General features: G+C 39.2%; 21 protein-coding genes. 17 read left to right on the top strand and 4 right to left on the bottom strand.

Going from position 1 to position 26,176, the window contains the following annotated elements; genetic code table 11:
* Window positions 1-92 precede the first annotated feature (92 nt).
* The 9 genes from L1967_RS04220 to L1967_RS04180 all read left to right on the top strand — a co-directional run bounded on the left by L1967_RS04220 (window position 93) and on the right by L1967_RS04180 (window position 13,989).
* Window positions 93-2,504 (top strand): glycoside hydrolase family 31 protein, encoded by a 2,412-nt coding sequence (locus L1967_RS04220; RefSeq protein ID WP_249600474.1) that lies wholly within the window; start codon window positions 93-95, stop codon window positions 2,502-2,504.
* Entirely contained in the window at window positions 2,504-3,877 is a 1,374-nt protein-coding gene (locus L1967_RS04215) for a sulfatase-like hydrolase/transferase (protein WP_249600473.1), read from the top strand. The genes L1967_RS04220 and L1967_RS04215 overlap by 1 nt, the downstream gene beginning before the upstream one ends.
* Window positions 3,878-4,044: 167 nt before the next feature.
* On the top strand, window positions 4,045-5,049 hold the full coding sequence (locus L1967_RS04210) for a family 43 glycosylhydrolase (RefSeq protein ID WP_249600472.1): 1,005 nt from the start codon (window positions 4,045-4,047) through the stop codon (window positions 5,047-5,049).
* Entirely contained in the window at window positions 5,046-5,360 is a 315-nt protein-coding gene (gene rhaM, locus L1967_RS04205) for an L-rhamnose mutarotase (protein ID WP_249600471.1), read from the top strand. The genes L1967_RS04210 and rhaM overlap by 4 nt, the downstream gene beginning before the upstream one ends.
* An 81-nt stretch (window positions 5,361-5,441) precedes the next feature.
* Window positions 5,442-6,719, top strand: coding sequence for a rhamnogalacturonan acetylesterase (locus L1967_RS04200; protein ID WP_249600470.1), 1,278 nt, complete (start codon window positions 5,442-5,444; stop codon window positions 6,717-6,719).
* A gap of 6 nt (window positions 6,720-6,725) precedes the next feature.
* A complete protein-coding gene (locus L1967_RS04195; RefSeq protein ID WP_249600469.1) occupies window positions 6,726-9,581 on the top strand; it encodes a glycoside hydrolase family 2 TIM barrel-domain containing protein in 2,856 nt (951 codons plus the stop codon).
* 232 nt (window positions 9,582-9,813) lie between these two features.
* On the top strand, window positions 9,814-10,053 hold the full coding sequence (locus L1967_RS04190) for a hypothetical protein (protein WP_249600468.1): 240 nt from the start codon (window positions 9,814-9,816) through the stop codon (window positions 10,051-10,053).
* A 407-nt stretch (window positions 10,054-10,460) separates the two neighbouring features.
* On the top strand, window positions 10,461-11,978 hold the full coding sequence (locus tag L1967_RS04185) for a rhamnogalacturonan acetylesterase (protein ID WP_249600467.1): 1,518 nt from the start codon (window positions 10,461-10,463) through the stop codon (window positions 11,976-11,978).
* Window positions 11,979-12,156: 178 nt separating this feature from the next.
* The gene (locus tag L1967_RS04180; protein WP_249600466.1) at window positions 12,157-13,989 is read left to right on the top strand and encodes a rhamnogalacturonan lyase; all 1,833 of its coding nucleotides are present in this window, start codon (window positions 12,157-12,159) and stop codon (window positions 13,987-13,989) included.
* A gap of 12 nt (window positions 13,990-14,001) precedes the next feature.
* Here the strand turns inward: L1967_RS04180 and L1967_RS04175 are convergent, their stop codons facing one another.
* Both L1967_RS04175 and uxuA read right to left on the bottom strand, forming a co-directional pair.
* Window positions 14,002-14,808: an SDR family oxidoreductase gene (locus L1967_RS04175; protein ID WP_249600465.1), complete on the bottom strand. Its 807-nt coding sequence runs from the start codon at window positions 14,806-14,808 to the stop codon at window positions 14,002-14,004.
* A 4-nt stretch (window positions 14,809-14,812) separates the two neighbouring features.
* Window positions 14,813-15,997, bottom strand: a complete 1,185-nt coding sequence (gene uxuA, locus L1967_RS04170) for a mannonate dehydratase (RefSeq protein WP_249600464.1) — start codon at window positions 15,995-15,997, stop codon at window positions 14,813-14,815.
* A gap of 209 nt (window positions 15,998-16,206) precedes the next feature.
* Here uxuA and L1967_RS04165 point away from each other — a divergent pair, with 209 nt between their 5' ends.
* Entirely contained in the window at window positions 16,207-18,012 is a 1,806-nt protein-coding gene (locus tag L1967_RS04165) for an alpha-amylase family glycosyl hydrolase (protein WP_249600463.1), read from the top strand.
* A 516-nt stretch (window positions 18,013-18,528) separates the two neighbouring features.
* Here L1967_RS04165 and L1967_RS04160 read toward each other — a convergent pair.
* Together L1967_RS04160 and L1967_RS04155 are read right to left on the bottom strand one after the other, a co-directional pair.
* Window positions 18,529-19,128 carry a nucleotidyltransferase family protein gene (locus L1967_RS04160; protein ID WP_249600462.1) on the bottom strand — a complete coding sequence of 200 codons (600 nt, stop codon included), beginning with the start codon at window positions 19,126-19,128 and terminating at the stop codon, window positions 18,529-18,531.
* Between the two features lie 11 nt (window positions 19,129-19,139).
* A complete protein-coding gene (locus L1967_RS04155; RefSeq protein WP_249600461.1) occupies window positions 19,140-20,150 on the bottom strand; it encodes an XdhC family protein in 1,011 nt (336 codons plus the stop codon).
* Window positions 20,151-20,370: 220 nt separating this feature from the next.
* Here L1967_RS04155 and moaD point away from each other — a divergent pair, with 220 nt between their 5' ends.
* The 7 genes from moaD to modA all read left to right on the top strand — a co-directional run bounded on the left by moaD (window position 20,371) and on the right by modA (window position 25,946).
* Complete coding sequence (moaD, locus tag L1967_RS04150; RefSeq protein WP_249600460.1) at window positions 20,371-20,604, top strand: molybdopterin converting factor subunit 1; 234 nt, start codon at window positions 20,371-20,373, stop codon at window positions 20,602-20,604.
* A gap of 33 nt (window positions 20,605-20,637) precedes the next feature.
* Entirely contained in the window at window positions 20,638-21,057 is a 420-nt protein-coding gene (locus L1967_RS04145) for a molybdenum cofactor biosynthesis protein MoaE (RefSeq protein ID WP_249600459.1), read from the top strand.
* 33 nt (window positions 21,058-21,090) lie between these two features.
* On the top strand, window positions 21,091-22,077 hold the full coding sequence (gene moaA, locus L1967_RS04140; protein ID WP_249600458.1) for a GTP 3',8-cyclase MoaA: 987 nt from the start codon (window positions 21,091-21,093) through the stop codon (window positions 22,075-22,077).
* A complete protein-coding gene (gene moaC, locus L1967_RS04135; RefSeq protein ID WP_249600535.1) occupies window positions 22,070-22,543 on the top strand; it encodes a cyclic pyranopterin monophosphate synthase MoaC in 474 nt (157 codons plus the stop codon). The genes moaA and moaC overlap by 8 nt, the downstream gene beginning before the upstream one ends.
* A 944-nt stretch (window positions 22,544-23,487) precedes the next feature.
* Window positions 23,488-24,084: an NTP transferase domain-containing protein gene (locus tag L1967_RS04130; protein WP_249600457.1), complete on the top strand. Its 597-nt coding sequence runs from the start codon at window positions 23,488-23,490 to the stop codon at window positions 24,082-24,084.
* Window positions 24,074-25,171 carry a molybdopterin-synthase adenylyltransferase MoeB gene (gene moeB, locus L1967_RS04125; RefSeq protein ID WP_249600456.1) on the top strand — a complete coding sequence of 366 codons (1,098 nt, stop codon included), beginning with the start codon at window positions 24,074-24,076 and terminating at the stop codon, window positions 25,169-25,171. The genes L1967_RS04130 and moeB overlap by 11 nt, the downstream gene beginning before the upstream one ends.
* Window positions 25,172-25,175: 4 nt before the next feature.
* A complete protein-coding gene (gene modA / locus L1967_RS04120; protein ID WP_262917408.1) occupies window positions 25,176-25,946 on the top strand; it encodes a molybdate ABC transporter substrate-binding protein in 771 nt (256 codons plus the stop codon).
* Window positions 25,947-26,176: the final 230 nt, after the last annotated feature.

Below are 26,176 nucleotides of genomic sequence, written 5' to 3'. Positions count from 1 at the left end.
AGTTAATAGTTTGTAACGCGGTAAGGTCTCAAAAAGGCCTTATCGCTATTTTAATCCTAAGCAGTGAAAAGCTGAAATTATAACTTTTCTACATGAAAAATTTATACTTAAAACGTCAAGATTGGTCCATTTTCTTTATTCTTTTATTTTCAGGAGGCTTCCTGCTGAATGCACAAAGCGACATAGTTGAAAGAATTGATACCAAAGACAATACGTTAACTATTAAAACTTCACAAGCTAACCTGAAAATTGAGTTTTGTACGCCTTCCATCCTAAGAATTAGATCTTCTAAAACCAAAGATTTTAAAGCAAACGAGCCATATATGGTAACTCGCTATAATTGGGATAAAGTAGATTTCAAAAAAGAAGAAACTCCAAAAAAATTAAGTTACACCACCTCAACTATTAAACTGGAAATTCAAAAATTTCCAGTTAAACTATCGATTTTTGATCTACAGGGAAACTTGCTTTCAGAAGACCTCACCACTCCAAATTCCTCTTCAGAAGCAATAACTAAAGTTTCTAAAAAATTACAACCAGAAGAACACTTTTTCGGTTTTGGAGAACGTATGGATTTTCTGGATAGACGCGGAAAATCTGTACACCTGGAAGTTGGTCGCGGTATCGGGAAACCTCACATTATTGGTGCTTACAATGTTTTAGAAGCCAACTACTCCCCTGTTCCATTTTTTATGAGTACCAAAGGCTACGGAATTTTTTATCATACCAGCTATCCGTCAGATTGGGATATGGGAAAAACAGATCCTGAAGTTTATTCTTTCTCTTCTGAAGATCCTGAAGTAGATTATTACTTTATGTACGGGCCAGATTTTCCTAAAATTTTAGACCATTACACCTCAATTACCGGTAAATCTCCCATGCTGCCAAAATTTGCCATGGGATTGCATGTAGGGACTTATAGCGGCGGAACCTGGGGACACGAAGAACACACCTCTGCCAATTATCCCATTAGTTTGGTTGAAAAATTCAGGAAATTCCACATTCCTGTAGATGTACTTCATTTAGATTCTACCTGGCGAATGTTTGGCGAAAATGGCGGTAGCGGAGCGACAACTTTTGAGTGGCGTGAAACGTTTATAAATACAGAACAAATGTTTGATAGTCTTTACGCATTAAATCTAAATGCCGTTGGTTTGCACGTACGCCCACGCTTTGATAATGGTAAAAAACTACGTTTGTTAGACGAAGCCAGAGAAGCCGGTTACGTATATCCTGAACCTAATAACAGCGGAGAATTTGTAAACTTTTTTGATGAAGATGCCGTAAACTGGTGGTGGGAAAATGGTGCTATGCGTGTGGCTGAACAGGGTGCCATGTTTTTTAAAACCGATGAAGGAAGCGCCTTTGGAAGAAAAGCGAACGAGAGTGAGAAAACCGGGCCACAGGGTGAAGAAATTAAATCCCTTCATAATATTTTCCCTGTAGCCTATGCCAAAGCGCCTTTCACAAAATATCAGGAATACAACGAGATTAGAGGGATGAACCATACCCGCGAAGGTTATGCCGGGATTCAGCGATATCCATTTATCTGGGCGGGAGACTGGCCAAGTGAGTGGCAATATTTTGAACCGGTGATTAAAGCAGGATTGAATATCGGGATGTCTGGTGTTGGTTACTGGAGCCATAACATGGGCGGATTTGAACATGTAGCCGATCCAGAACTTTATATAAGATGGTGCCAGTTTGGATTTTTTAGCCCCATCGCTCATCTTTTTGGCATGGAACATCCCAATTATAAAGAACCCTGGAATTACGGTGAAGAAGCACAAAAAATCTTTAAGCAATACGACGATTTTCGATATAGCTTAATTCCGTATATCTATAGCACCGCTTACCAAAATCACAAAACTGGGATGCCATTAATGCGTGCTTTGGTACTGGATTATCAGAACGATCCTAATGTTTACGAAATTACCGATCAATATCTTTTTGGAGATTCGATGATGATCTGCCCGGTGACCACTAAGGGCGCACAAACCCAAGTGGTATATCTTCCCGAGGGCGAATGGACAAATTATTGGACGGGCGAAATTTTTACAGGAAAACAATATCTAAATGTGCTTTGCCCTATTGAAGAAATGCCGATTTTCATAAAAAGCGGCGCTATTATTCCTTCACAGGAAGTACAACAATTTGTTGGCGAAAAAGACATTGAAACCATTATACTCGATGTGTATCCCGGTGTAGATGCTGAATTTCAGCTTTATGATGACGACGGTAAAAGTCTCGATTACCAAAATGGAAGTTTTAGTCTGACTAAAATTGAATTAGAATCTAATCCAAATGCAACAAAAATAAGCATCAATATTCCTGAAGGGAATTACAAGATCAACAATAGAAATTACCAGGTGAAAATACATGGAAACTTCAGTCAGGCTACTTTGAATGGAAAAAACGTAAAAGCTGAAAATTCTTCCGAAGAAAAGATCTCCAGTTTTAAAATTCCGGGGAACAAAAAAGTAGTTTTAGAACTCTCTAACTAATGAAGCTTTCAACTAAAAATATCATTCTTATTTTATTGGCAGTTATTTCTTCAGCCACGAGTTGTAAAGAAAAAACTTCAGCAAAAACTGAAGAAAATCAAGATCAAAAAACGCCGAATTTTGTAGTGATTATCGCTGATGATGCGGGATGGAACGATATGAGTTTTCACGGTTCAGAAATTAAAACACCAAATATCGATAAGCTCGCTAAAAACGGAATTCAGCTTAACCGATTTTATGTGCATCCCACCTGTTCGCCATCTCGTGCCAGTTTCCTAACCGGGATGCACGCCAGCCGAATGGGCATTGTTGCACCAATTAGCGGGCGAAGTGAAAAAACCTTACCCGATAGCTTAATCACCCTTCCCCAAGCCTTAAAAAAAGTAGGCTACAAAACTGCTTTAATGGGAAAATGGCACTTAGGTTTAAAACCAGAGAGCGGTCCAAAAGCCTACGGTTTTGATTATTCTTATGGTTTTTTACATGGGCAAATCGACCAGTATTCGCATCACTACAAAAATGGTGATCCCAGTTGGCATCGCCAGGGACAACTCATCAAGGAAGAAGGTCACGCCACAGATCTAATTACAAAGGAGGCTATAAATTGGCTAAGTGAGAACAACTCACAAAATTTCTTTTTACAATTGGCATATAGTGCACCACATGTGCCGTTACAAGAACCAGAAAAGTGGAAAAATAAGTACGATTTTATCGAAAATGAAAGCAGAAGAGATTATGCTGCTGCGATGTCTCATTTAGATGACGCTATTGGAAAAGTGTTGAAGCAATTAGAGCAGTTGAATTTAAAAGAAAATACCATCATTTTATTTTTAAGCGATAATGGCGCGCAGGAAAATTGGTTTCCAAACGAGCAATATGACGGTAAATATGGCCCAAACGATAAATTAGGGAGTAATGTACCGCTTCGTGATTTCAAAAAAAGTAATTATGACGGTGCGATACGGGTACCGGCAATTATATCGTGGCATCAAAAATTCGCTCCGGAAAAAATAGAAAATTACACCAGCATTATCGATTTAATGCCCACTTTTTTAGAACTGGCACATGCTGAAATTCCGCCACAGGTTGAAGGAAAAAGTATCCTTAAAAACCTCCAAAATCAGGAACATACAGATCATAATATTTATGTGCGTGGGCATTTACAGGAAAGCTTTATAGAAAAACCATGGAAATTGATTAGAACAAGACATTTAAATTCAGAGACTGAATTCGAATTATATAATATTGAAGAAGATCCTTCAGAAACCGCTAATCTTATCCAAAGTGAACCTGAAATTGCAGAAAAACTGAAGAAAAAACTCGAAAATGAATTCAGTAAAGACGCTAAACAAGTAAATGTGCCTTTGAAATAATTGAAACTCCGCAATAAATCAAAAGCGGGATGTGGTCACCCTGAACCTGCCTCGCCGGCTGGCAGGTCCGGAATGACGAAAACAATGAATTATTACAAATTACGGATAATCAATACAAATAAAACTTAATGGTAACGACATAATAACTAATCTCTTAAAGATTAAAAATGTATAAAAAACTACTCTTTTTATTGATTTTGGGCATTTCAACATCAATTTTTGCCCAAAAAAATATAGCCGAAAAACCGCTATTTCGAGATCCTGTTCAGGATGGCGCTGCAGACCCTGTAATTATATTCAATCGCGAATCCAAAAAATACGTGATGTTTTATACCAATCGCCGAGCCAAAGCAGATTCGCTGCCTGGTGTTTCCTGGGTTCATGGCACTAAAATTGGCTATGCGACATCTAAAAATGGTAGAGACTGGACATACGAAGGCACCGCTAATTTCGAAGGCCAGCCACAAGATCAAAACGGCTTAACTTTTTGGGCGCCAGATGTAATTTATCACGACGGGACTTATCACATGTATGTAACGATTGTTCCAGGAGTTTTTGAAGATTGGTACCACCCAAGATATATTTCGCATTACACTTCTAAAAATCTAAAAGACTGGACCTATCAATCTAATCTTGATTTATCTTCAGAACGCTGTATCGATGCCTATGTTTTCGAAATGCAAGACGGCACTTTTAGAATGTATTATAATAATGAAAATGATAATAAATCGATCTATTATGCAGATAGTAAAGATTTATATCACTGGGAAGATAGCGGTAAAAAAGTAGTGAGCACTCGCGGAGAAGGCGCCGTAATTTTTCAGTGGAAAGATACCAACTGGATGATTATTGATTCGTGGAATGGTTTAAGCATTTTCAAATCTGATGATCTTATAAACTGGAAAAAACAAGAAGAACGAATTCTGGAAAAACCCGGTACTGGCAAAGACGATAAAGTAAAAGGTGGCCATGCAGATGTTATTGTTCAGGATGGTAAAGCTTATATCTTCTATTTTACGCACCCCGAAAGAACTCCGGATAATAAAGGTATAGATGAATATCGTACAAGACGCAGCGCTATTCAGATGGCCGAATTAAACTATGAGAACGGAAAAATAACCTGCGACAGAGATCAACCTGTTCGTTTAGATTTAAAACCAAAGCGAAAATGAAAACAGTAGCTTTTAAAATGAAATTGAAACCAGGCTTTGAAGCGGAATATAAAAAAAGACACGATGAAATTTGGCCAGAACTTTCTCAACTTCTTAAAGAAGCTGGAATTTCTGAATACCACATCTTTTTAGACGAAGAAAACCTGGATCTTATAGGTATACAAAATCTAAGCGAAAATTCAACTGAAGCTCAACTTCCAGAGCATCAGATCATGAAAAAATGGTGGGATTATATGGCTGATATTATGGAAACTAATCCAGATAATTCTCCAAAATCAAAGATGTTAAAATCAGTATTCTACATGAAATAGCTAATATATCATCATAGTACAGGATACCATTCAAAATCTTAATTTATAATTTAGTAGCTCCGAAAATTTAAATAACCAAAAATGAAATCAAAATTAGGGTGTAGCCTTGTTCTTTTCCTATTTGCAACATCAGCTTTTGCTCAATCGATTTCATTTTCAAAAACGCATGACGCAGACATCAATTTCACAGAGAATAAAGCCTATTCTAAAGATCTTGGCTACGGTTTCGATTTTAATTCCGATTCGCAGGTGAATTTTGAGAAGCAAGGCTTTGTGGCCGATACTTCGGTTTATTTTTCGGTACAACTTCCTGAAGGAAATTACCAAATCGACGTGGTTTTAGGCGGTAAAAATCCTTCTGAAACCACTCTCAAAGCAGAATCCAGAAGGTTAATGCTGGCGCAGGAAAAAGTCGAAGCCAACCAAACCAAAACCATTCGTTTTAATGTGCATTTACATCATCAGGAAATTGTCAACACCTCAGCAAAAGTCAATTTAAAATCACGAGAATTGGGTGATTTGGATTGGGATCAAAAACTAACATTAGAATTTCTGGGAAATCCCGCCGTTCAAAAAATAACGATCACTCCGGCAGACGATTTAACCACCATATTTTTAGCCGGAGATTCCACCGTTACCAATCAGGATCTAGAACCTTGGGCCTCGTGGGGACAAATGCTTCCGTTGTATGTTAATCAGCAGGCGGTAGTCGCCAATTACGCGGCTTCCGGTGCTTCTTTATCCTCGTTTAAAGCCCGAAAACGGCTGGAGAAAATCTTATCCTTACTGAAAAAAAATGATTACCTCATTATCGAATTTGGGCATAATGACGAGAAAATTAAAGGCGAAGGCAACGGCGCTTACGGATTGTACACCAACCTTCTAACCGAATTTATTGAAACCGCCCGAGCCAAAGGTGGTATTCCTATTCTGGCGACACCTACACAACGTAGAGCCTTTAAAAATGGAAAACTTCAGCCTACGCACGGCGATTTTCACGATGCGATGCGAAAAGTTGCTGAAAAAATGGAAGTTCCGCTAATCGATTTAACCGTAGCCACCACTAAAATGTATGAAAGTTGGGGCGAAGAAATTTCCCGAAAAGCTTTTGTGCAGTATCCCGCCAACACCTTCCCGGGACAAACCGAAAAATTGGAAGATAATACACATTTCAGCAATTTTGGCGCCAACGAAATTTGCCTGGCTTTTATTCAGGAAACTATTCAGAAAAATGTGTCGCTTCAAGACTGTTTTAAAACGAAGCTACCGGAATACGATCCTAAAAAACCGAATCAACTTTCTAGCTGGACAATTCCGCGGAGTCCACGTTTTGAAAGCATAAAACCTTATGGAAATTAAACAACAATGATCAAACTAAAACTTATACTCTTCCTCTTCTGTGCCTTTTTTCTTCGGAATATTTCCGCTCAGGAAACCCAAAAAGTAATGCTTTCCGGTCCCGATTTTGAGCATCAAAAAGAATGGAATTTTAAAGTCACTGAAGGCCAAAATGCCGGGGAATGGGCTAAAATCGGCGTTCCATCTCAATGGGAAACCGAAGGCTTTGGAACCTACACTTACGGGCGTTGGTACAAAGAATTGAATCAGGAAGAACCCAGCAAAGAAGAAGGTTTTTATACATACGAATTCGAAGTTCCGCAGGAATATGAAAATCAGCAGGTAATCATCAATTTTGGGGGCGCGATGACCGATACGGAAGTGAAGATCAACGGAACATTGGCCGGTGAAAAACATCAGGGCGGATTTTATGAATTCAGCTACGATATTTCAGATTTGATCCGCTACGATGAAAAAAATCTACTCGAAGTTCACGTTTGGAAACATTCAGAAAATCATAACGTAAATCGTGCCGAACGTTATACCGACTGGTGGTTATTTGGCGGAATTTATCGCCCCGTTTGGCTGGATATTTTACCAGCAACCAATATTCAACACGTCGCTATCGATGCCAAAGCAAATGGAAATTTAACTGCCGATCTAGCCTTTGAAAATCTTCCTAAAAATGCAGAAGTTGAAGTCTCCCTCATTGCAGATGGCGCTTCCACTTCCACCTTTAAAAGCTTCAAAAAAGAACTCGATCACCAGCCCGAAAAACAACAAATTTCGGTTCATTTTAAAAACATCAAGCCCTGGACTCCAGAAGATCCCAACTTGTATTGGGTACAATTCGATCTAAAAAAAAACGGGGAAACCTTACATTCCATCAAAAAACGAATAGGATTTAGAACGCTGGAGTTCCGCAAGCGGGACGGAATTTACGTGAACGGCAAAAAAATTAAAATGAAAGGCATCAACCGCCATACTTTTTGGCCAGAATCCGGGCGAAGTACCAGCAAGCGCATCAGCGTGATGGATGCCAACCTCATCAAAGCTATGAATATGAATGCCGTGCGTTTTCACTATCCGCCAGACACCCATTTTCTGGAAGCCTGCGATTCGTTGGGGCTTTTTGTTTTAGATGAATTAGCGGGTTGGCAAAATGGTTATGATACTGAAACCGGACAAAAACTGGTAAAGGAAATGGTGCAGCGCGATGTAAATCATCCTTCGGTCATCATTTGGAATCAGGGCAATGAAGGCGGCTGGAATTACGAATTGGATGATGATTTTGCAAAATACGATCCGCAAAACCGAATCGTGATTCATCCCTGGGCCGACTTTAACGGTTGGGATACCCACCACTATCCTACTTTTCAAACTGGAGTCCATCGTTTTGGAAGTGGCGAAAATGTCTTCTTCCCTACCGAAACAATGCACGGAACTTATGATAACGGAATCGGTTCCGGATTACGGGATTTTTGGGAACATTACAGTGAAAGTCCGCTTTTTGCCGGAAGTTTTCTTTGGGTATTTAGCGATGAAGCCGTGCTAAGAACCGATTGGACGGGCGAACAAAAATATGATTCTAAAGGAAATTTAGCGCCCGATGGCGCTTTGGGACCACACCGCGAAAAAGAAGGCAGTTTCTATGCGGTGAAAGAAATTTGGGCGCCGTTACAATTTCAACCTTTACAAATCACGGAAACTTTCAACGGAGAGTTTTTAGTGGAAAACACCTATTTATTTACCAATTTAAATGAATGCAACATCACTTATAAAGTGCAGCAAGCCCCGGAAAATTTCCTGTATGCCAATACGGAAGTAAAAACGATTGATAAAGGCAATTTTGAAGTACCAGACATTCAACCAGGTGAAATGCGTAAGTTGAAAATGCCGGTGAAAGAAAATTTCTTTGAAGGTGATTGGGTGGAAATTACGGCAACCGACAAACACGGAAGGGAAATTTATACCTGGACCTGGAAAATTCATCACGCCGATGCGCTTACCGATAAATTTATGCTGAAAGAAAAAGGAACTAAAGCAAGCGTGACAGAAAATGGAAATTCGGTTATCCTAAAAGGTGGCGAGGTGAGTCTTACGTTAGATAAAACGAGCGGGGAAATTACCAATATCACCAACGCCAAAAGGGAAATTCCGTTTGTCAACGGCCCGAGACCTATCGGAATGAAAGCCGAAGTCGAAAAAGTCGAAATTAAAAACAACAAGGAAAATGCCATCGCTACCGTTTTTTACAACGGCGGAATCCATACCATTAAATGGACGATTACCCACGACGGAAGAATACATATGGAAGCGATTATGCTAAAAAATGCGGGCAGAAACAGTGGTTTTGACGGTGCTTTTTTTCAGGGAGAAATCAGCAAATTCGGGCTCACGTTTGATTTCCCGGAAGAGATTGTAGAAGGTTTCAAATGGTTTGGAAAAGGGCCGTACCGCGTTTGGAAAAACCGCCTGGATGGCGTGGAATACAATGTTTGGGATAAAGACTACAACAACACCATTACCGGGGAAAGTTTCGAAAACCTGATTTATCCTGAATTTAAAGGTTATCACGCGAATTTTATCGCCGGAAGACTAAAAGCGAAAGATAAAAGCTTTCGCATTTTTAGCGAATCTGATGAATTGTTTTTACGCTTATTCACGCCCGATGAACCTAAAAACACTATTTCCAACGCCAAAGCACACCCAAGTTTCCCGGAAGGTAATATTTCGTTTATGTACGAAATCCCAGGAATGCACGCTTTTAAACCCCTTTCGCAACAAGGCCCCAGCAGTCAGCCCACCAACATAAGAATCAAAAGTGGCGATGATGGAATTTCGATGAAGTTGTGGTTTGATTTTAGGAGTTTTGGAGAGTAGAATTAAGTAGTTAGATATGAGATTTTAGATATTAGATTTAAAATTAGAGAAGCAAGACAACGTCATCCTGTTCCGATAGCTATCGGAATTGATCCGGGATCTCATCCAGATAATAAGGTGATGAGATTCCGTGTCAGGCCTACCTCGCCGGCAGGCAGGCACGGAATGACGAAAAAACTATAAAATAAAAAAACAACTTTTTAACCTTGAACTTCACCTTAGCGGCGGCTGAGTGATTGCGACAAAGGAGCAATTGTATCGAAGCCAAAGCGGGAATGAGGAAAATAGTAGTTGGAAAATAGAATATCGATTAAAGAAGCAAGAGATAAGAATCAGGAAACAAGACGAACCTCATCCTGTTCCGATAGCTATCGGAATTGATCCGGGATCTCATCCAGATAATAAGGTGATGAGATTCCGTGTCAGGCCTGCCTCGCCGGCAGGCAGGCACGGAATGACGAAAAAACTATAAAATAAAAAAACAACTTTTTAACCTTGAACTTCACCTTAGCGGCGGCTGAGTGATTGCGACAAAGGAGCAATTGTATCGAAGCCAAAGCGGGAATTGAAGTTAGAATATAGAAAATAGATAATAGATAATAGAATATAAATTAAAGAAGCAAGAGACAAGAATCAAGATGATGACGAAAAAACTAAAGACCTCACAGGTTTTGGAAACCTGTGAGGTCTGGAAAATAATCTAGATTCTAACCTCTAGTAGCGAAGCGGTCTAGCATCTAAGTAACATAAACCAACTGCGCAAGGGATGGCAGCGGCATCCTTTTTTTGCTTGAACAAGAGGCAAAAAAAGATATAGCGAACAGCCCGACCTCCCGATAGCTATCGGGATGGATGCGCCCAAAAAACATCAACTAAAAAATGAAAACGATCAAATTATTAACGGCTTTAGCGCTCTTTATCAGCATCATCAGCTGTGAACGACAACCAGCAGGCAAACCTACAGTGTACATCATTGGGGATTCGACGGTGAAAAACGGCAGTGGCAAAGGTGATGGCGGACTTTGGGGCTGGGGTGATTATATGGATCAGTTGCTGGATACGACCCAAGTGAATATCGAAAATCACGCGTTGGGTGGTACGAGTAGCCGGACTTTCCAGAGCAAAGGTTTGTGGGAACCGGTAAAAGATAGCCTGAAAAAGGGTGATTTTGTGCTGCTTCAGTTTGGCCATAACGACAACGGACCTATTAATGATGATTTTCGGGCACGCGGCACGATTAAAGGCGTGGGCGACGAAAGTGAAGAAATTGACAATATGCTTACGGGCGAGCACGAGGTGGTACATTCGTACGGTTGGTATTTGCGAAAAGTTATTAAAGAGGCGAAAGAAAAAGGGGCTATCCCGATTGTGATGTCCCCTATTCCGCGGAATGTGTGGACGGATGGTAAACTTTCCAGAAACGACGAGTCGTATGGCGGTTGGGCAAAACAGGTAGCCGAAGAGGAAGGGGTTACGTTTATCAATTTGAATGAAAAAATGGTGAACACGCTGAATCCTATGGGGGAAGAAAAAGTAACGGGCACGTATTTTTACAAACGTGATCATACGCATACTTCTGCACGTGGCGCTATACTTTCGGCAAGCTTAATCGCTGAAGGTTTAGCGGAAAGTGACAATGATTTAAAGTCTTATTTGCTTGAACATCCAATCACGCATTTACCGGAGAAGAAAGATATTTTTCTAATCGGTGATTCTACGGTGGCCAATAACGGCAACGATAGCCTTACGGGTTGGGGCGTGGTTTTTGAAAAATATTTTGATACGACCCGAGTTCGGATTCATAATAAAGCGCGAGGTGGTCGCAGCAGCCGTACGTTTAGAGGTGAAGGTTTGTGGGATGCAGTGAAGGATTCACTCAGCGAAGGGGATTTTGTGTTAATGCAATTTGGGCATAATGACGGCGGACATATCGATCAGCCTAAATACCGAGGTTCTATCCGCGGAATGGGCGATGAAACGCAGGTGGTCGATTTTGGCAACGACAGTACAGAAGTGGTGCATACTTATGGTTGGTATATGAAAAAATATATCGAAGAGACACGTGAAAAAGGGGCTACTCCTATTGTGCTGAGTATGGTACCCAGAAACATCTGGCACGGAGAAAAAGTAGAGCGCAATGATGACGATTATGCTGGATTGGCGAAGCAGGTCGCTCAGGAAACGGAAGCTATTTTTGTGGATTTAAACGATTCGGTTGCCGTGAAATACGAGCAGCTAGGCAAAGATAAAGTAAAAGCTTACTTCCCCAAAGATCATACACATACCAATAAAGAAGGTGCTGAAGTTAATGCTTTAACGGTCGCTGAAAGCCTGGAACAAATTAGAAATGCGTACATCCGCGATTATATTTATTTGCCGGAAGAGAAGAAAAATTAAAAAATATGTCTCTGGTATTTATACTAGATGCGTCACCCTGAACTCGATTCAGGGTCTCATTCTGGTGAATCAACTTTCTTAATCGCTGTTTTAGATTCCGGATCAAGCCCGCCTGCCGGACGGGCAGGTCCGGAATGACGAAAGTCTCAAATATCAATGACAAAAAGATTATAGGCCTATGCATTTCCGAAAATCCCTACTTAGCCTTTTTATCCAATTTATATTTCCGCTACTTGCCATAAGTCAACAACTAGAAAAATTAGATCGTGGAATCGTAGCTATAAAAAATAAAGAGAAGGAAGTTTTTATTAGCTGGCGGGCTTTTAAAGAAGATGCAGCAAATTTGGGGTTTAATGTATACCGAACCACCAACGGCAAATCGGTAAAATTAAATTCGGCCCCCATTACTTCAAAAACCTGGTTTATCGATACTACTTTTCAACCTGAAAAAGATAATACCTGGTTTGTAAAAAGTATTCTAGATTCAAAAGAGAAAAAAGAAGACGGAAGCTTCACTGTTTTGGCAAATAGCAAGGCAAAACCCTATTTTTCTATTCCGTTACAAACACCTGAAGGTTATTCTCCTAACGATGCTTCAGTAGGTGATTTAGATGGAGACGGACAATATGAAATCGTATTACATCAAACTGGTCGTGGTTACGATAATTCGCATACCGGATTAACGGATCCGCCGATTTTGCAAGCGTATAAAATGGACGGAACTTTACTTTGGGAAATCAATTTAGGAAAGAATATTCGGGAAGGTGCCCATTATACGCAATTTCTGGTCTATGATTTTGACGGAGACGGCAAAGCGGAACTGGTTTGTAAGACTGCTGATGGCACCCAGGATGGTCAAGGAAAAATCATTGGAGATGCTACCAAAGACTGGCGTAGTTTGTATGAAAACTCTAAAACTTATGGCAAAATTTTAAACGGACCTGAATACCTAAGCGCTTTTGAAGGAACCACCGGCAAAGCCTTGGCTACGGTAGATTATATTCCGCCTCGTGGCAATATTGGCGGCTGGGGAGGCAAAGGTGGTAATGGTGGTAACGACCGAAATGGAAATCGTGTTGACCGCTTCACTGCTGCTGTTGCCTATTTAGACGGAAAACATCCGAGTTTCGTAATGTGCCGTGGTTATTATGGCCGATCCGTCTTAGCCGCTTTCGATTTTCAAAACGGAGAAATTACTTCTCGATGGGTATTTGATACCGAAAATGGTAAAAATCCATATTCGGGACAGGGAAATCACGGACTTTCTGTAGCCGATGTAGATAACGATGGAAAAGATGAAATTATCTTTGGGGCGATGACGGTGGATGATGATGGCACCGGTTTATATACAACAGGGTTTCGGCATGGTGATGCCTTGCACGTAAGCGATTTAGATCCTGAAATACCAGGATTGGAAGTTTTTGGGGTTCACGAAATTGAAGAACATACTACAGGGCCGGGTGTCACTTTAAGAAAAGCAATTGACGGTAGTGTTTTATTTAAAGCCGCTCCTAACAGGGATGTAGGACGCGGTGTTGCGGCTAATATCGATACTACAAGAATCGGGGCGCAAATGTGGTGGCTTGGCGATCGAAATTTATATGATATCAAAGGACATAAAATGGGTAGCGCTCCAAGAGAAACTAATTTTCTCATCTGGTGGGATGGCGATGCTACACGTGAATTGCTAGACGGAACACACATTACCAAATACGGAAAAGGAATGATTTTTAATGCTGAAGGTACTAGATCTAACAATTGGTCTAAAGCGACTCCTAGCCTTTCTGGAGATATTTTGGGAGACTGGCGCGAAGAATTAATTCTTCCTTCTAAAGACAATCGGGAACTACGGGTGTATTCCACCACAATTCCTACAGATATAAAACTACCTACTTTAATGCAAGACAGGCAATACCGTTTAAGCATTGCCTGGCAAAATGTTGGCTATAATCAGCCGCCCCATCCTGGTTTTTATTTAGGAACTGGTTGGGAAAAATATTATTCGGAATAGCGAAAATTGGAATTAAATCCCTCCAAATGCACTAAAACCACCATCAACGGGAATCACAATACCGGTTACAAAAGCTGAAGCCTCACTTGCTAACCAAATCGCGGCACCCTGTAATTCCTCGGGCTCCCCAAATCTGGCCATAGGGGTATTATCTACAATCTTTTGTCCTCTACTGGTTAAAGATCCATCTTGATTTAAAAGCAGGTCACGATTTTGTTCCCCTACAAAAAATCCCGGTGCAATGGCATTTACACGAAGTCCTTCTCCGTATTTATGATTTAATTCTACGGCAAGCCATTTGGTAAAATTATCGATTGCAGCTTTTGAAGCTGAATAGCCCATCACCCTTGTAATGGTTTTTTGAGCCGCCATCGAGGATATATTGATTACACTTCCCTTTTTCTGCTTTACCATTTCTTTGGCAAAAACCAAAGTTGGTAAAACGGTACCATTAAAATTAAGCTGATTAACTCCATCTAAAGCTTCCAGAGAAAGATCAAAAAACTCCTGATCTGGTGTAATTACTGCTCCTTTTTTGTTTCCACCGGCAGCGTTTACCAAAATATCAATACTTCCCCATTGATCTAATATCGTATCTTTGGCCGTCGTAAGGCTTTCTTTATCCAATACATCGGCTACTACGGCTAAAGCCTCGCCGCCTTTATCTTTTATCTCTTTAACTCGGCTTTCTACTGTTTCTTTGGTTCTACCTAAAACAGCTACTTTAGCACCATTTTTTGATAGTCCGTGTGCTATTGCCCCGCCTAAAACTCCGTTTCCGCCGGTAACAATGGCCACTTTTCCATTTAATTCAAACATATTTTTATTTCAATGAATTTATAATTCCAAATTCTAATCCGCGTAATTCTGCCAATCCGCGCAAACGACCAATAGCCGAATATCCCGGATAATAAGGTTTCCCCTGATCGTCCATCATTTCATGACCATGGTCTGGTCGCATTGGTAAAACCCTATGATCTGTTTGCTGACATTCATAGAATTTTCGGATCAAATGATACATTTCAGCACTTCCTTCTAAATGATTGGCTTCATAAAAGTGATAAGGAGCTACCCGATTTACAGAACGCAAATGCACAAAATGAATTCGGTTATACCAGGTTTCAATAATATCGGTTAACTTATTTTCTTCGGAAGCGCCTAAACTACCGCTACAAAAAGTAAGTCCGTTATGAACTGAAGGAACCGCTTCAAAAATAAATTTTAGATCTTCAGCCGTGCTCACAATTCTGGGCAGCCCAAAAACAGGCCATGGTGGATCATCAGGATGAATCGCCAATACAACGTCTAATTCCTCAGCCACAGGAATTACTTCCGTTAGAAAATAAATCAGATTTTCCTGTAATTGTTCTCTTGAAATACCATCATACTGTTGCAGTCCCTTTTTTAATTTTTCAATGGTAAAACCATCTTTATCACCGGGCAATGCCATTAATAAACTTTGCTTTAAAACAGCAATTTCCTGATCTGAAAGACTTTCATATTTTGCTTTGGCCTGCATCAACATATCATCTGAATACGATTTTTCAGCATCTTCACGTTGCAACATATAGACATCAAAAATCACTACATCGATCATCTCGTGAAGCAAGGCGGTACTACCATCTTCCAACTCATATCGAACGTTTGTTCTTAACCAGTCGAGAATAGGCATAAAATTATAACAGATGGTTTTAACACCGCAAGCCGCTAAATTTTTAATGCTCTCTTTGTAGTTCTCGATCAGCTGATCTCTTTCAGGTCTTCCCTGCTTTATAAATTCATGTACAGGTAAGCTTTCCACCACATTCCAATGCAATTTAAAACTGTGCAATCGATTGCTTTCTTCGATCTGAGAAATACGTTCTTTAATAGCTTCCTTTGTCCAGATTTCACCAACAGGAATTTGGTGTAAAGCAGTCACCACACCATGCGCTCCTGCCTGTTTTATCGTAGCTAGTTTTACCGGATCGTTAGGACCATACCAACGCCAGCTTTGTTCAAAAATCATAATCTATTTAATTTGGTTATCCAATGACAAAATTCATTAAAGATTTAATAAATTTCAAAAACCTGAAAGTTAGAAAAATAAACTTAAAATCTGGTGCTACTGAAACTAGAAAATCTGCAAAAACTCTTAAAAATTTTAGATCAGGTTAAATAACTCACAATTAAAAACATACAATCATTTTCAACTGTAAATTAGAATAAAAATTGAAGATGATGGAAGAAAATAAGCTAAGTTATCCTATCGCTCCCTCTGATGGGATGGGTGCTATACCAGAAGATGATAAAACTACATTTAGGGTTTGGGCCCCCAATGCCGATAAAGTATGTGTTGCAGGCGATTTTAATGGCTGGAACCCAAACAATTTGCCGCTAGATCCAGAAGAAAACGGCTATTGGGCAGCCACGACCACTAAAGCCAAAAAAGGAGATCAATATAAATATTATATCGAAAACGGTGATATTTCGGTTTACAAAAATGATCCTTACGCTTTTGAAGTGACCAATAGCGACGGGAACTCAATAATTCGTAATCTTAATTTTGATTGGGAAGAAGATAACTTTCAATTACCACGGTGGAATTCCCTGGTGATTTACGAACTTCATGTGGGTACTTTTAATCGCAAAAACCCAGATGCTGTAGGCACTTTTCAGGATGTGATCGAAAAATTAGATTACCTGAAATCTCTGGGAATTAATTGTATCGAATTGCTACCGGTAGCCGAATTTGCCGGTGGAATTTCCTGGGGATATAATCCTGCGCATCCTTTTGCCATCGAACAGGATTATGGCGGACCCGACGGACTTTTTCAATTAATAAAAGCGGCGCATCAAAAAGGAATTGGTGTAATCATGGATGTTGTTTACAACCATTTGGGGCCATCTGATGTAGATTTGTGGCAGTTTGACGGCTGGCAGGAAAATGATAAAGGCGGTATTTATTTTTATAACGATCACCGTAGCGATACCCCTTGGGGCGATACCCGCCCAGATTATGGCCGACCTGAAGTTAGGCAGTATTTTAGGGATAATGCTTTAATGTGGATCGAAAAATATCATTGCGATGGCTTGCGAATGGATGCCACATCCTATATTCGTTACGAAGGCGGCGGATTAGGTTTTGATACCGAAATTCTTGAAGGTATCATCATGATGCGAGATATCAATGCTGAAATTCGGCATAAACATCCCAATATCATTACCATTGCTGAAGACTTAAAAGCAGATAATATTGTCACCGCATCTACCGAAAGTGGTGGCATTGGATACGGAACACAATGGGACATGAAATTTGTGCATCCGGTTAGGGAAGTGTTAACCGCATTAAATGATGATGAACGCGACCTACAGAAAATTGCTGATGCCATACTTTACAAGTATAATGACGATGTATTTAATCGGGTAATTTATACCGAATCCCATGATGAAGTTGCCAACGGAAAAGCCCGGGTGCCTGAAGAAATTCAACCCGGCGATGCTGAAAGTAGTTTTGCCAAAAAGAGAGCCGTCTTAGGTTTGGTTTTGGTGATGACTTCTCCCGGGATTCCCATGATTTTTCAGGGGCAGGAATTTTTAGAAGATGGCTATTTTAAAGATACAGAAGAATTAAACTGGGAAAAGCTAAACCGCCTGGAGGGAATCGATAAGCTTAGTGCCGATCTTATTAAACTTAGAACAGGAGAAACACAAGGTGCAGAAGGTCTTAAAGGACAACATACCGAAATTGTACATTTTAACCAGGAAAATAAAATTTTAGCTTATAAACGTACTATGGATGGTGCACAACCTGCTCTGGTTATTCTGAACTTCGGAAATCGGGATTTTGAAGACTACGGAATTGGTGTTGAAGAAGACAAAAACTGGAAAATTAAATTTAACAGTACCTGGAAAGGCTACGATAATGACTTCTCTGAATTACCGGTAGAAGACATTCAAAAAGTACAGGAAGAAACCGATGAAAAAGCATGGACCGGAAAAGTAAATATCCCTGCTTACGGAGCGCTAATTTATGCGTTGTAAATGGGAGAAAGAAGATTAGAGAATTCGAAAACTATATCATCTCGACCCTGCCTCGCCGGCAGGCAGACGAAACGGAGATATCTAGAGACAGGACGATTTGAAAATGAGATAAGGTGGTAATGAATGAATAGGTATAATTTTGAATCTTAAATTTTAAATTCGTTATAAAAAATAACTTTAAACCTTGAATTTGGAAACAAGATACAGGAGATAAGAACCAAGAAGAGCGTCATCCTATTGGTGTGATAGGTAGATTTACGTAGAATAATGATTACATTTCAATAAAAGAATAACCGGTCTTCGTCATTTGCGAGGCACTAGTCGAGAAATCTATTTTCAACAGGAACTAAAAATTAAGATTTATCCATTCCGCTGTGCTTCAGTCGAAATGACATCGAAATTTTTATCTACTCAATCTAATTTTTGCAATCCTCAACCATTCCTCGGCGGTAGGCGAAGCAGGAAGATCTCCTCAAAAATGAAGAAAGGAAAAAACAACTTTAAACCTTAAACTTTTCAACCTTGAACTTCACCACATACCTTTTTATAATCCTCGGGGCTGTCTACATCAAAAGTGTTTTCAGCTTCGAGTTTTATGATGTTTTCATGATGTTGTAATATTACCTTTGCGCCAGAATCACCGCTCAGTTTTATTAATTCTGAAAAAATTTTCTTCGGAAATAATGCAGGAACGCCGGGTTTCCCCGAATAACTGGTAGCGATAATATAAGACTGATTTTCTTTAAATTTCGATATCATTTTATCTAAATAGACGGAAGAAATAAACGGCTGATCGCCCAACATCACTAAAATTAAGTCATAATCCTTATAATTCTGAATCGCTTCTACTCCAACCGCAATAGATTTCCCTAAACCATCACTCCATGCTGTATTTTCGATAATTTCTATATCCTGAAAATCTACTTTTTGCTGAATTTCTTCCTTATTTGCTCCTAAAACACAAAAAACCTGATCATTTTCGCTCATTTTGGCTGTTTTTAAGGCATTTTCTAATAGCGTAGAATCCTTAAAAGCTAAAATCTGCTTTATACCGTTCATTCTTCTTGAAGCACCGGCGGCAAGCATCAAAACTGCAATTTTAAAATCTGTCTCCATTTTATCGAATCTTAGTGAATAGCACCCATTTTTTCTCGTAAAGACGGAATCGATTTTCCGCGTTTTACCGCTAAAATTTCAGCCAGGATCGACACCGCAATTTCTTCAGGAGTAATGGCGCCAATATCAACCCCGGCCGGGCCATACAGCTTATCAAAAAAATCAAATTCAATATCAGTTCGCATTTCGATCAATTCATTATACATTTTTTCACGACGCTTGGTAGAACCTAAAATGCCAATATAAAATGGATTTTTGTCTTTTATCGATAGCAAAAAATGAAGATCACGAGCATAATTATGCGTCATTAAAACCACCGCCGTCTGGCTATCAATTTCCAGATTTGTTGCCTGTTCGGGGTCAATTGCTAAAACTTCTTTGCTTCCGGGAAAATTTTCAATGGTTTTAGGATCCCGCGGAGAAGAAACAATGCTTACCTCCCAACCTAATTGCGAAGCTGAAATTCCCAACTTTACAGCGTCATGTTCGGCCCCAATTAAAATTAATTTTGAAATCGCTGGCAGTTGCTGACTAAATTTTTCTAATCCTGAATGATCTGCCAATTTTCTCGAAGTCATCGAAAATTGCCTTTCTCCAAAATCTATTACAGACTCTAATGCTTCAAATTCTCCTGCTTCCTTTTTAAAAAACGAATCGATCTTAAAGGATTTTCGTTGTTTTATTTGCTCAAAAAAAGTTTGCTCAAATTCCGAAGAAATTGCCACAGGCTCCAGTAAAATATATAAAATCCCTTCACAGCCTAAGCGATATCGCCCATCGTAAGTCATCATTTTTGCCACTCCGGTTTTTAAAACCGATTCTGCTTCAAACAGCACCTCCTTCTCTACACAGCCGCCACTAACCGCCCCGGTCATTTTTCCGCCTTCAGTAATCAACATTCTAACACCAGGTTTTCGGTAAGACGAACCATCCAGTGCTACTACACTGGCTAAAACACTTCTGTTCCCATGTTTCTGATTTTCCAAAACCTGACTAATTATTTCTTTAAACTCGTGTGTCATTTTGTAATCATTTCTTTTGCAAACCAATCTTTACCTGATAAATAGAACTTAAACCGATAATCTTATAATTTAAGGAGTAATTGTTAAAGATGCTATTTTTAAATTAAACAATAGAAAAATTTTGATTGAGGTATTATTTCTTAATTTTATAAAGTTACTAAAGGAAAGTTTGAAATTCATAAGCAATTGTGTAACTCAGCTTTTATATTTACAATAAAAAATGAAAATCTTACTTTTCGGGATCGCGAAAGATATTGTAGGAAATCAAAGTCTGGACGAAGCTTTTCAAGCGAAAAACGTAGCCGAACTTAAACAGGAACTTATCCAGAAATATCCTGAATTTACAAAACTTTCGTCGCTGGCTGTAGCTGTTGATGAAGAATATGCGAATGACGATACACCAATTTCTGCACAAAACGAAATTGCGATTATTCCACCGGTTAGTGGAGGTTAATGAAGTTTGAAAAATCCTAAGTTGGGATTATATATGGAAAAGAAAATTGAAATTATAGAACATATCGATCCGTCTGTGATCTACAAAGACCTTTCTCATCCTGCCAGTGGTGGAATTTGTGTTTTTATAGGTGCTGTTCGTGATACTACCCAAAATCAAAAAGTAAACTCCCTTTTTTTTGAAGCCTACGAAGCGATGGCGCTTAAAGAAATGGAGAAGATCGCAGCGGCGGCAAGTAAGCAATGGAATTTACACCGACTTATTATGCAGCACGCAGTTGGCGATAAGAAAGTAGAAGAACCGGTTGTTTTAGTCGGCGCCTCTTCAGCACATCGTGATGATTGCTTTGAAGCCTGTAGATTTTTAATCGATACGCTAAAAGAAAAAGTTCCCATCTGGAAAAAGGAATTTTTTGATGGTACAGACGAAGTTTGGGTAACACCGCACCCATAGTCGCATTATTTAAATCCCCAAAAGAAGATATTAATGCTTATAGATAATCACCAAAGAAAAATTAATTACCTGCGACTGGCGGTGACCGACCGTTGTAATTTGCGCTGCAATTATTGCATGCCCGAAAGCGGAATTAATTTTGCTAAGAAATATAAATTGTTATCGATCGATGAGTTATATCGCTTAAGCAAAACTTTGGTAGAACAGGGCATCACAAAAATTAGAATTACCGGTGGTGAGCCTTTTGTTCGTAAAGATTTAATGGTCTTACTGCGTAAACTTTCTGCGCTGCCAAAACTTGAGGATATTCGCATAACCACAAATGCGACTTTAATTGGGCAGCATATTCCTGAACTAAAAGAATTAGGCATTAAAAACATTAATTTAAGCCTGGATGCTATCACTCCCGAGACTTTTAAAAAAGTAACTCGGCGTGACCAGTTCGAAACGGTTTACGGGAATTTAATCAAGCTGATTCAGGAAGATTTTAATGTAAAAGTCAATTTTATAGCCTTGGATGGGCAGAATACTGAAGATATGATTCCGATTTTGGAAGATCTAACGCGACATTATCCAGTTTCGGTTCGCTTTTTAGAAGAGATGCCTTTCAACGGCGGGAGCAAAAATTTTCAAACAATAAAATGGAATCATAAAGCGATCTACAATTATATCGCTTCACAATATCCGAATATTGAAAAACTTTCTTCTGAAAAAACGTCGACTTCAGTAAATTATAGGATTGAAGGTTTTGAAGGCAATTTTGGGATCATCCCGAGTTTTACGCGTAATTTCTGCGGAAGCTGTAACCGATTAAGAATTACCGCTACCGGCGATGTAATTACCTGCCTTTATGCCAGTGCCAATCGAAATATTCGCGATATTCTTCGTGCTGAAAATTCCGAAGAAAACATCAAAAATGAGATTCTAAAAGCTGTTGGTAGCCGAGCAAAAGATGGTTTTGAAGCTGAAGACCGAAATAAAAATTATTACGAAAATTCAATGACAAGTATTGGTGGATAAAAAACTCTCACATATTAACAAGCAGGGAAATGCTGAAATGGTAGATGTTTCTGAAAAAGAGATCACCAACCGAACTGCTATTGCAAGTGGCCGAATTTTATTTCCTACGGAAGTTTTTAAGCAATTGCAAAAAGATGATTTTCTAAGCAAAAAAGGAAGCATCACGCAAACAGCAATCATTGCGGGAATTCAGGCGGTGAAGAAAACTTCAGATTTGATTCCGCTTTGTCATCCGCTTCGCTTGTCCAAAATAAATATCGACATTCAGCCGGGTGAAAATTCGTTGGATATCGAATGTTTGGTAAAATGCAACGAACGCACCGGCGTAGAAATGGAAGCTTTAACCGGAGTTTCAGCCGCAGCGCTTTGCATTTATGATATGACCAAAGCTTTGAGCCACGATTTAGAAATTTCAGAAATAAAACTGAAAAAGAAAACCGGTGGAAAAAGTGATTTTGGAGTTTAATATGTTGATTTGCTAATGTGTTGATGTGTCAATTTGAAAATACGATGATTTAAAAATGTGATATTGGATGATTTTTAATTTTGAATGTGGAATTTTAAATATGCTCAAGACCTACTTTTTATCTTCGTAGTAAAAACAAGAAAAAATCCAGCGGGTGGAAGCGGAGTTCTTCCTAGCGAAGCGATTGCAGAATGCACGACAAAATTTTTCAGTAGTTTTTCAAGAAGATAAAGATGAGTCTAGATTTTTTTGATTCTTTTTTCATCAATGGAAAAAAGAATGTAATCGAAACTGTATATATTTTGAAGACATATTAATTCCTAATGACTTGATGAGATCCTGTCCCGATAGCTATCAAGAACAAGTTCAGGATGAAGCCAAAAAATAGTGAAAAGACCATTAGCGAAATAAGAAAACACAACTTTAAACTTTTCAACCTTGAACACTACCTTTAGCGGTGGCGGAGTGATTGCGAAGCAGGAGCAATTGAATTGAGGCCAGACTAGGAATTGAAGTTGGAAGAGAGAAAATAGACTAAGATAGTCTTGAATTTGAAAACAAGAGACAGGAGATAAAAACCAATAAAATCGAGTTATCTTATTTGTGTGATGGGTAGATTTACGTGAAATAATGATTACATTTCAATAGAAGAAGGGAAAGAAGTAAAACCGTGCTTTGTCATTTCGACTGGAGTGAAACGGAATGGAGAAATCTCATCCAGAACAAACTTTCCAAAAAGAGATCTCTCCGCTTCAGTCGAGATGACACCAAAATTTTTATCTACTCAATTTAATTTGAGTAATCCTCAACCCTGTCTCAGCGGTAGGCAAAGTGGAGAAATTTCGTTCAAACGAGGAAAGAAAGATAATTTGAAAATGTGATATTGGATGATTTTGAATTTTGAATGTGCTGAAGGCTGAAAGCTAATAGCTAACACAAAAACAATGAAAACTAAAATAAACGGACTCGTACTTGCGGGTGGAAAAAGCACCCGAATGGGCACCGATAAAGGTGAGCTTGCTTATCATGGCAAAGCACATCGCGAGTATTTATACGAACTTTTAGAAGAATTTTGCGATGATGTTTACCTAAGCGTGCGAAGTGAGCAACAGCAAAATTTACCTGATAACTTAAAAACAATCACCGATAAAGACCAATATCGAGGTCCGCTAAACGGGATGATCAGTGCGCATCAGGAATTTCCTGAAGTAGCCTGGTTAGTGGTTGCGACCGATTTACCGTTGATTGATAAAAATTCGATTCAGCAATTAATCGATCAGCGAAATCCTGAAAAAATAGCGACGGCTTACGCCACGCATAAATCGGGATTACCAGAGCCAATGTTCTCGATTTGGGAAGCAATTTCTTTTCCAAAAGCGATCGAATATCTGGAAAGCGGCACGAATACCTGTCCGCGTAAATTTTTGATCAACTCAGATACCGAGTTGATTTTTCCTTCCAGCGATGATATTCTAATCAACGCTAACAATAAAGAAGAGTACGAACTGGCCTTAAAAAAACTACAAAAAGTTGAATCCTGAACGATATACACGACAAACCCGATTACAGGGATTTGGCGAAGCCGGGCAAAAGAAATTGGCTGAGGCTAGAGTATTGGTGATTGGTGCAGGTGGCCTTGGCGTGCCGGTGCTGCAATATTTAAGTGGAATGGGCGTTGGAACTATCGGTATCGTTGATAACGATGTGGTGGATATTAGCAATTTACAGCGCCAGATTTTATATGCTGAAAATGATCTTGGCCAACCCAAAGTTGATGTTGCGAAACAGAAACTTGAAGCGTTAAACAGCGAAATTGAGATTATAACTTTCCCGACTTTTATTTCTACAGAAAATGCTTTGGAAATCATAGCCAATTTTGATGTGATTGTGGATGCCTCCGATAATTTCCCGACTCGGTATTTGGTAAATGATGCCTGTGTAATTCTTAAAAAACCTTTGATTTATGGCGCATTACACGCTTTTGAAGGTCAGGTGAGCGTTTTTAATTTTAACGGAGGGCCAACTTATCGCTGTTTATTCCCTGAAATGCCAAATCCTGAAGAAATTCCCGATTGTAATGAAAATGGTGTTTTAGGCATAATCCCGGGAATTATTGGAAGTTTACAGGCTTTAGAAGCTGTAAAAGTAATCACAGGAATTGGCGAAACTTTATCTGGGAAACTATTATTGTTTGACGGATTACACCAGTCGCAGCAAAAAATAAAATTCGGTTTAAATCCGCAGAATATTGAGATCAAAAAACTGCAAGAATCGTATGAGTTTAGTTGCGCTACCCAAGTAAAATCGATAGATGCGGAGGCATTTCTTAAAAAATGGGATTCAGAAGATATTCAACTTATCGATGTTCGAAATCCCGAAGAAGTAGAACGACAAAATTTACCCGAAATACAGCAAAAAGACTGGAAAAATATTCCGCTAAGTGAACTTCAGCAAGAATCAGCCAAAATCGATCTTCAGAAACCGACATATTTTTTATGCCAATCGGGCGTGCGAAGTCTAAAAGCGATCAATTTATTGGAAGATTTAAAAATCCACGGGAATTTTATCGATGTAAAAGGTGGAATGAACGCTCTTTCGAGATTGGCACCAGGCACAAAACATTCTTAAGATAATGCCGAAATTCGTTAATTTCAAACTACTTTTTTTATGCTGTTTTGCAGTCAGTTTCTTTTCTTGTAAATCTGAAAAAGAATCAGAAACCATAAAAATTGCGACGGCCGCAAATATGCAATTCGCGATGAAAGAATTAACAGAAACTTTTCAGCAGGAAACCGGCATAAAATGCGAGACAATAGTGGCTTCATCTGGGAAATTGACAGCACAAATTAAAGCCGGAGCACCTTTTGATGTTTTTGTTTCCGCAGATTTAAAATACCCCAATACACTTTTTAAGGAAGGTTTCGGTGAAGAAAAACCAAAAGTATACGCAAACGGAACTTTGGTGTTGTGGACAACTTCAGAAAATATAAAACCTTCATTAGAAATTCTTTCCGAAGAAAACATAACACATATCGCGGTCGCCAATCCTAAAACCGCTCCTTATGGTCGCGCTACGGAAGAATTCTTAAAAAAAGCAGGGAAATTCGGCGATTTAGAGTCTAAATTTATTTTTGGCGAAAGTATTTCAGCGGTGAATCGCTATATTCATTCTGGTTCCGCAGAGATTGGGTTTACGGCAAAATCGGTTGTACTTTCCCCGCAAATGAAAAACGAAGGAAAATGGATCGAAATTGATCCTTCTCAATACTCATCTATTCAACAAGCAGCATTATTATTGAAATCTAAACAGACCGAAACTATAAAAAATGCGCGTAAATTTTACGAATTTCTGTTTTCAGCAAAAGCAAAAAAGATTTTAGAAAAGTATGGATATTGGAGTTAGAATTTATGATTTGAAAATGGTATTAGGGATTATCCATAATTCTTTGTTTTCGTCATTCCGGACCTGCCCGTCCGGCAGGCGGGCTTGATCCGGAATCTCATACAATATTAAAAAACAACCTATCGTGATGAGACCCTGAATCGAGTTCAGGGTGACAGTTATTAAGTATTAAGAATTTGTAATTGCTGAATGCTGACGGCTAAAAGCTGAAAGCTTATTAATTGAAAATG

The sequence above is a fragment of the Zunongwangia pacifica genome (genome assembly GCF_023499215.1).
GTDB classification, from domain to species: Bacteria; Bacteroidota; Bacteroidia; order Flavobacteriales; family Flavobacteriaceae; genus Zunongwangia; species Zunongwangia pacifica.
Note: the sequence above shows the minus strand (reverse complement) of the source record. Positions and strands in the feature narration are given on the sequence as shown.

What these genes read in the sequence shown, in the direction of transcription:
- L1967_RS04220 (WP_249600474.1), top strand. Translation starts at nt 93, where the DNA reads ATGAAAAATTTATACTTAAAACGTCAAGATTGGTCCATTTTCTTTATT.
- L1967_RS04215 (WP_249600473.1), top strand. Translation starts at nt 2,504, where the DNA reads ATGAAGCTTTCAACTAAAAATATCATTCTTATTTTATTGGCAGTTATT.
- L1967_RS04210 (WP_249600472.1), top strand. Translation starts at nt 4,045, where the DNA reads ATGTATAAAAAACTACTCTTTTTATTGATTTTGGGCATTTCAACATCA.
- rhaM (WP_249600471.1), top strand. Translation starts at nt 5,046, where the DNA reads ATGAAAACAGTAGCTTTTAAAATGAAATTGAAACCAGGCTTTGAAGCG.
- L1967_RS04200 (WP_249600470.1), top strand. Translation starts at nt 5,442, where the DNA reads ATGAAATCAAAATTAGGGTGTAGCCTTGTTCTTTTCCTATTTGCAACA.
- L1967_RS04195 (WP_249600469.1), top strand. Translation starts at nt 6,726, where the DNA reads ATGATCAAACTAAAACTTATACTCTTCCTCTTCTGTGCCTTTTTTCTT.
- L1967_RS04185 (WP_249600467.1), top strand. Translation starts at nt 10,461, where the DNA reads ATGAAAACGATCAAATTATTAACGGCTTTAGCGCTCTTTATCAGCATC.
- L1967_RS04180 (WP_249600466.1), top strand. Translation starts at nt 12,157, where the DNA reads ATGCATTTCCGAAAATCCCTACTTAGCCTTTTTATCCAATTTATATTT.
- L1967_RS04175 (WP_249600465.1), bottom strand. Translation starts at nt 14,808, where the DNA reads ATGTTTGAATTAAATGGAAAAGTGGCCATTGTTACCGGCGGAAACGGA.
- uxuA (WP_249600464.1), bottom strand. Translation starts at nt 15,997, where the DNA reads ATGATTTTTGAACAAAGCTGGCGTTGGTATGGTCCTAACGATCCGGTA.
- L1967_RS04165 (WP_249600463.1), top strand. Translation starts at nt 16,207, where the DNA reads ATGATGGAAGAAAATAAGCTAAGTTATCCTATCGCTCCCTCTGATGGG.
- L1967_RS04160 (WP_249600462.1), bottom strand. Translation starts at nt 19,128, where the DNA reads ATGGAGACAGATTTTAAAATTGCAGTTTTGATGCTTGCCGCCGGTGCT.
- L1967_RS04155 (WP_249600461.1), bottom strand. Translation starts at nt 20,150, where the DNA reads ATGACACACGAGTTTAAAGAAATAATTAGTCAGGTTTTGGAAAATCAG.
- moaD (WP_249600460.1), top strand. Translation starts at nt 20,371, where the DNA reads ATGAAAATCTTACTTTTCGGGATCGCGAAAGATATTGTAGGAAATCAA.
- L1967_RS04145 (WP_249600459.1), top strand. Translation starts at nt 20,638, where the DNA reads ATGGAAAAGAAAATTGAAATTATAGAACATATCGATCCGTCTGTGATC.
- moaA (WP_249600458.1), top strand. Translation starts at nt 21,091, where the DNA reads ATGCTTATAGATAATCACCAAAGAAAAATTAATTACCTGCGACTGGCG.
- L1967_RS04130 (WP_249600457.1), top strand. Translation starts at nt 23,488, where the DNA reads ATGAAAACTAAAATAAACGGACTCGTACTTGCGGGTGGAAAAAGCACC.
- modA (WP_262917408.1), top strand. Translation starts at nt 25,176, where the DNA reads ATGCCGAAATTCGTTAATTTCAAACTACTTTTTTTATGCTGTTTTGCA.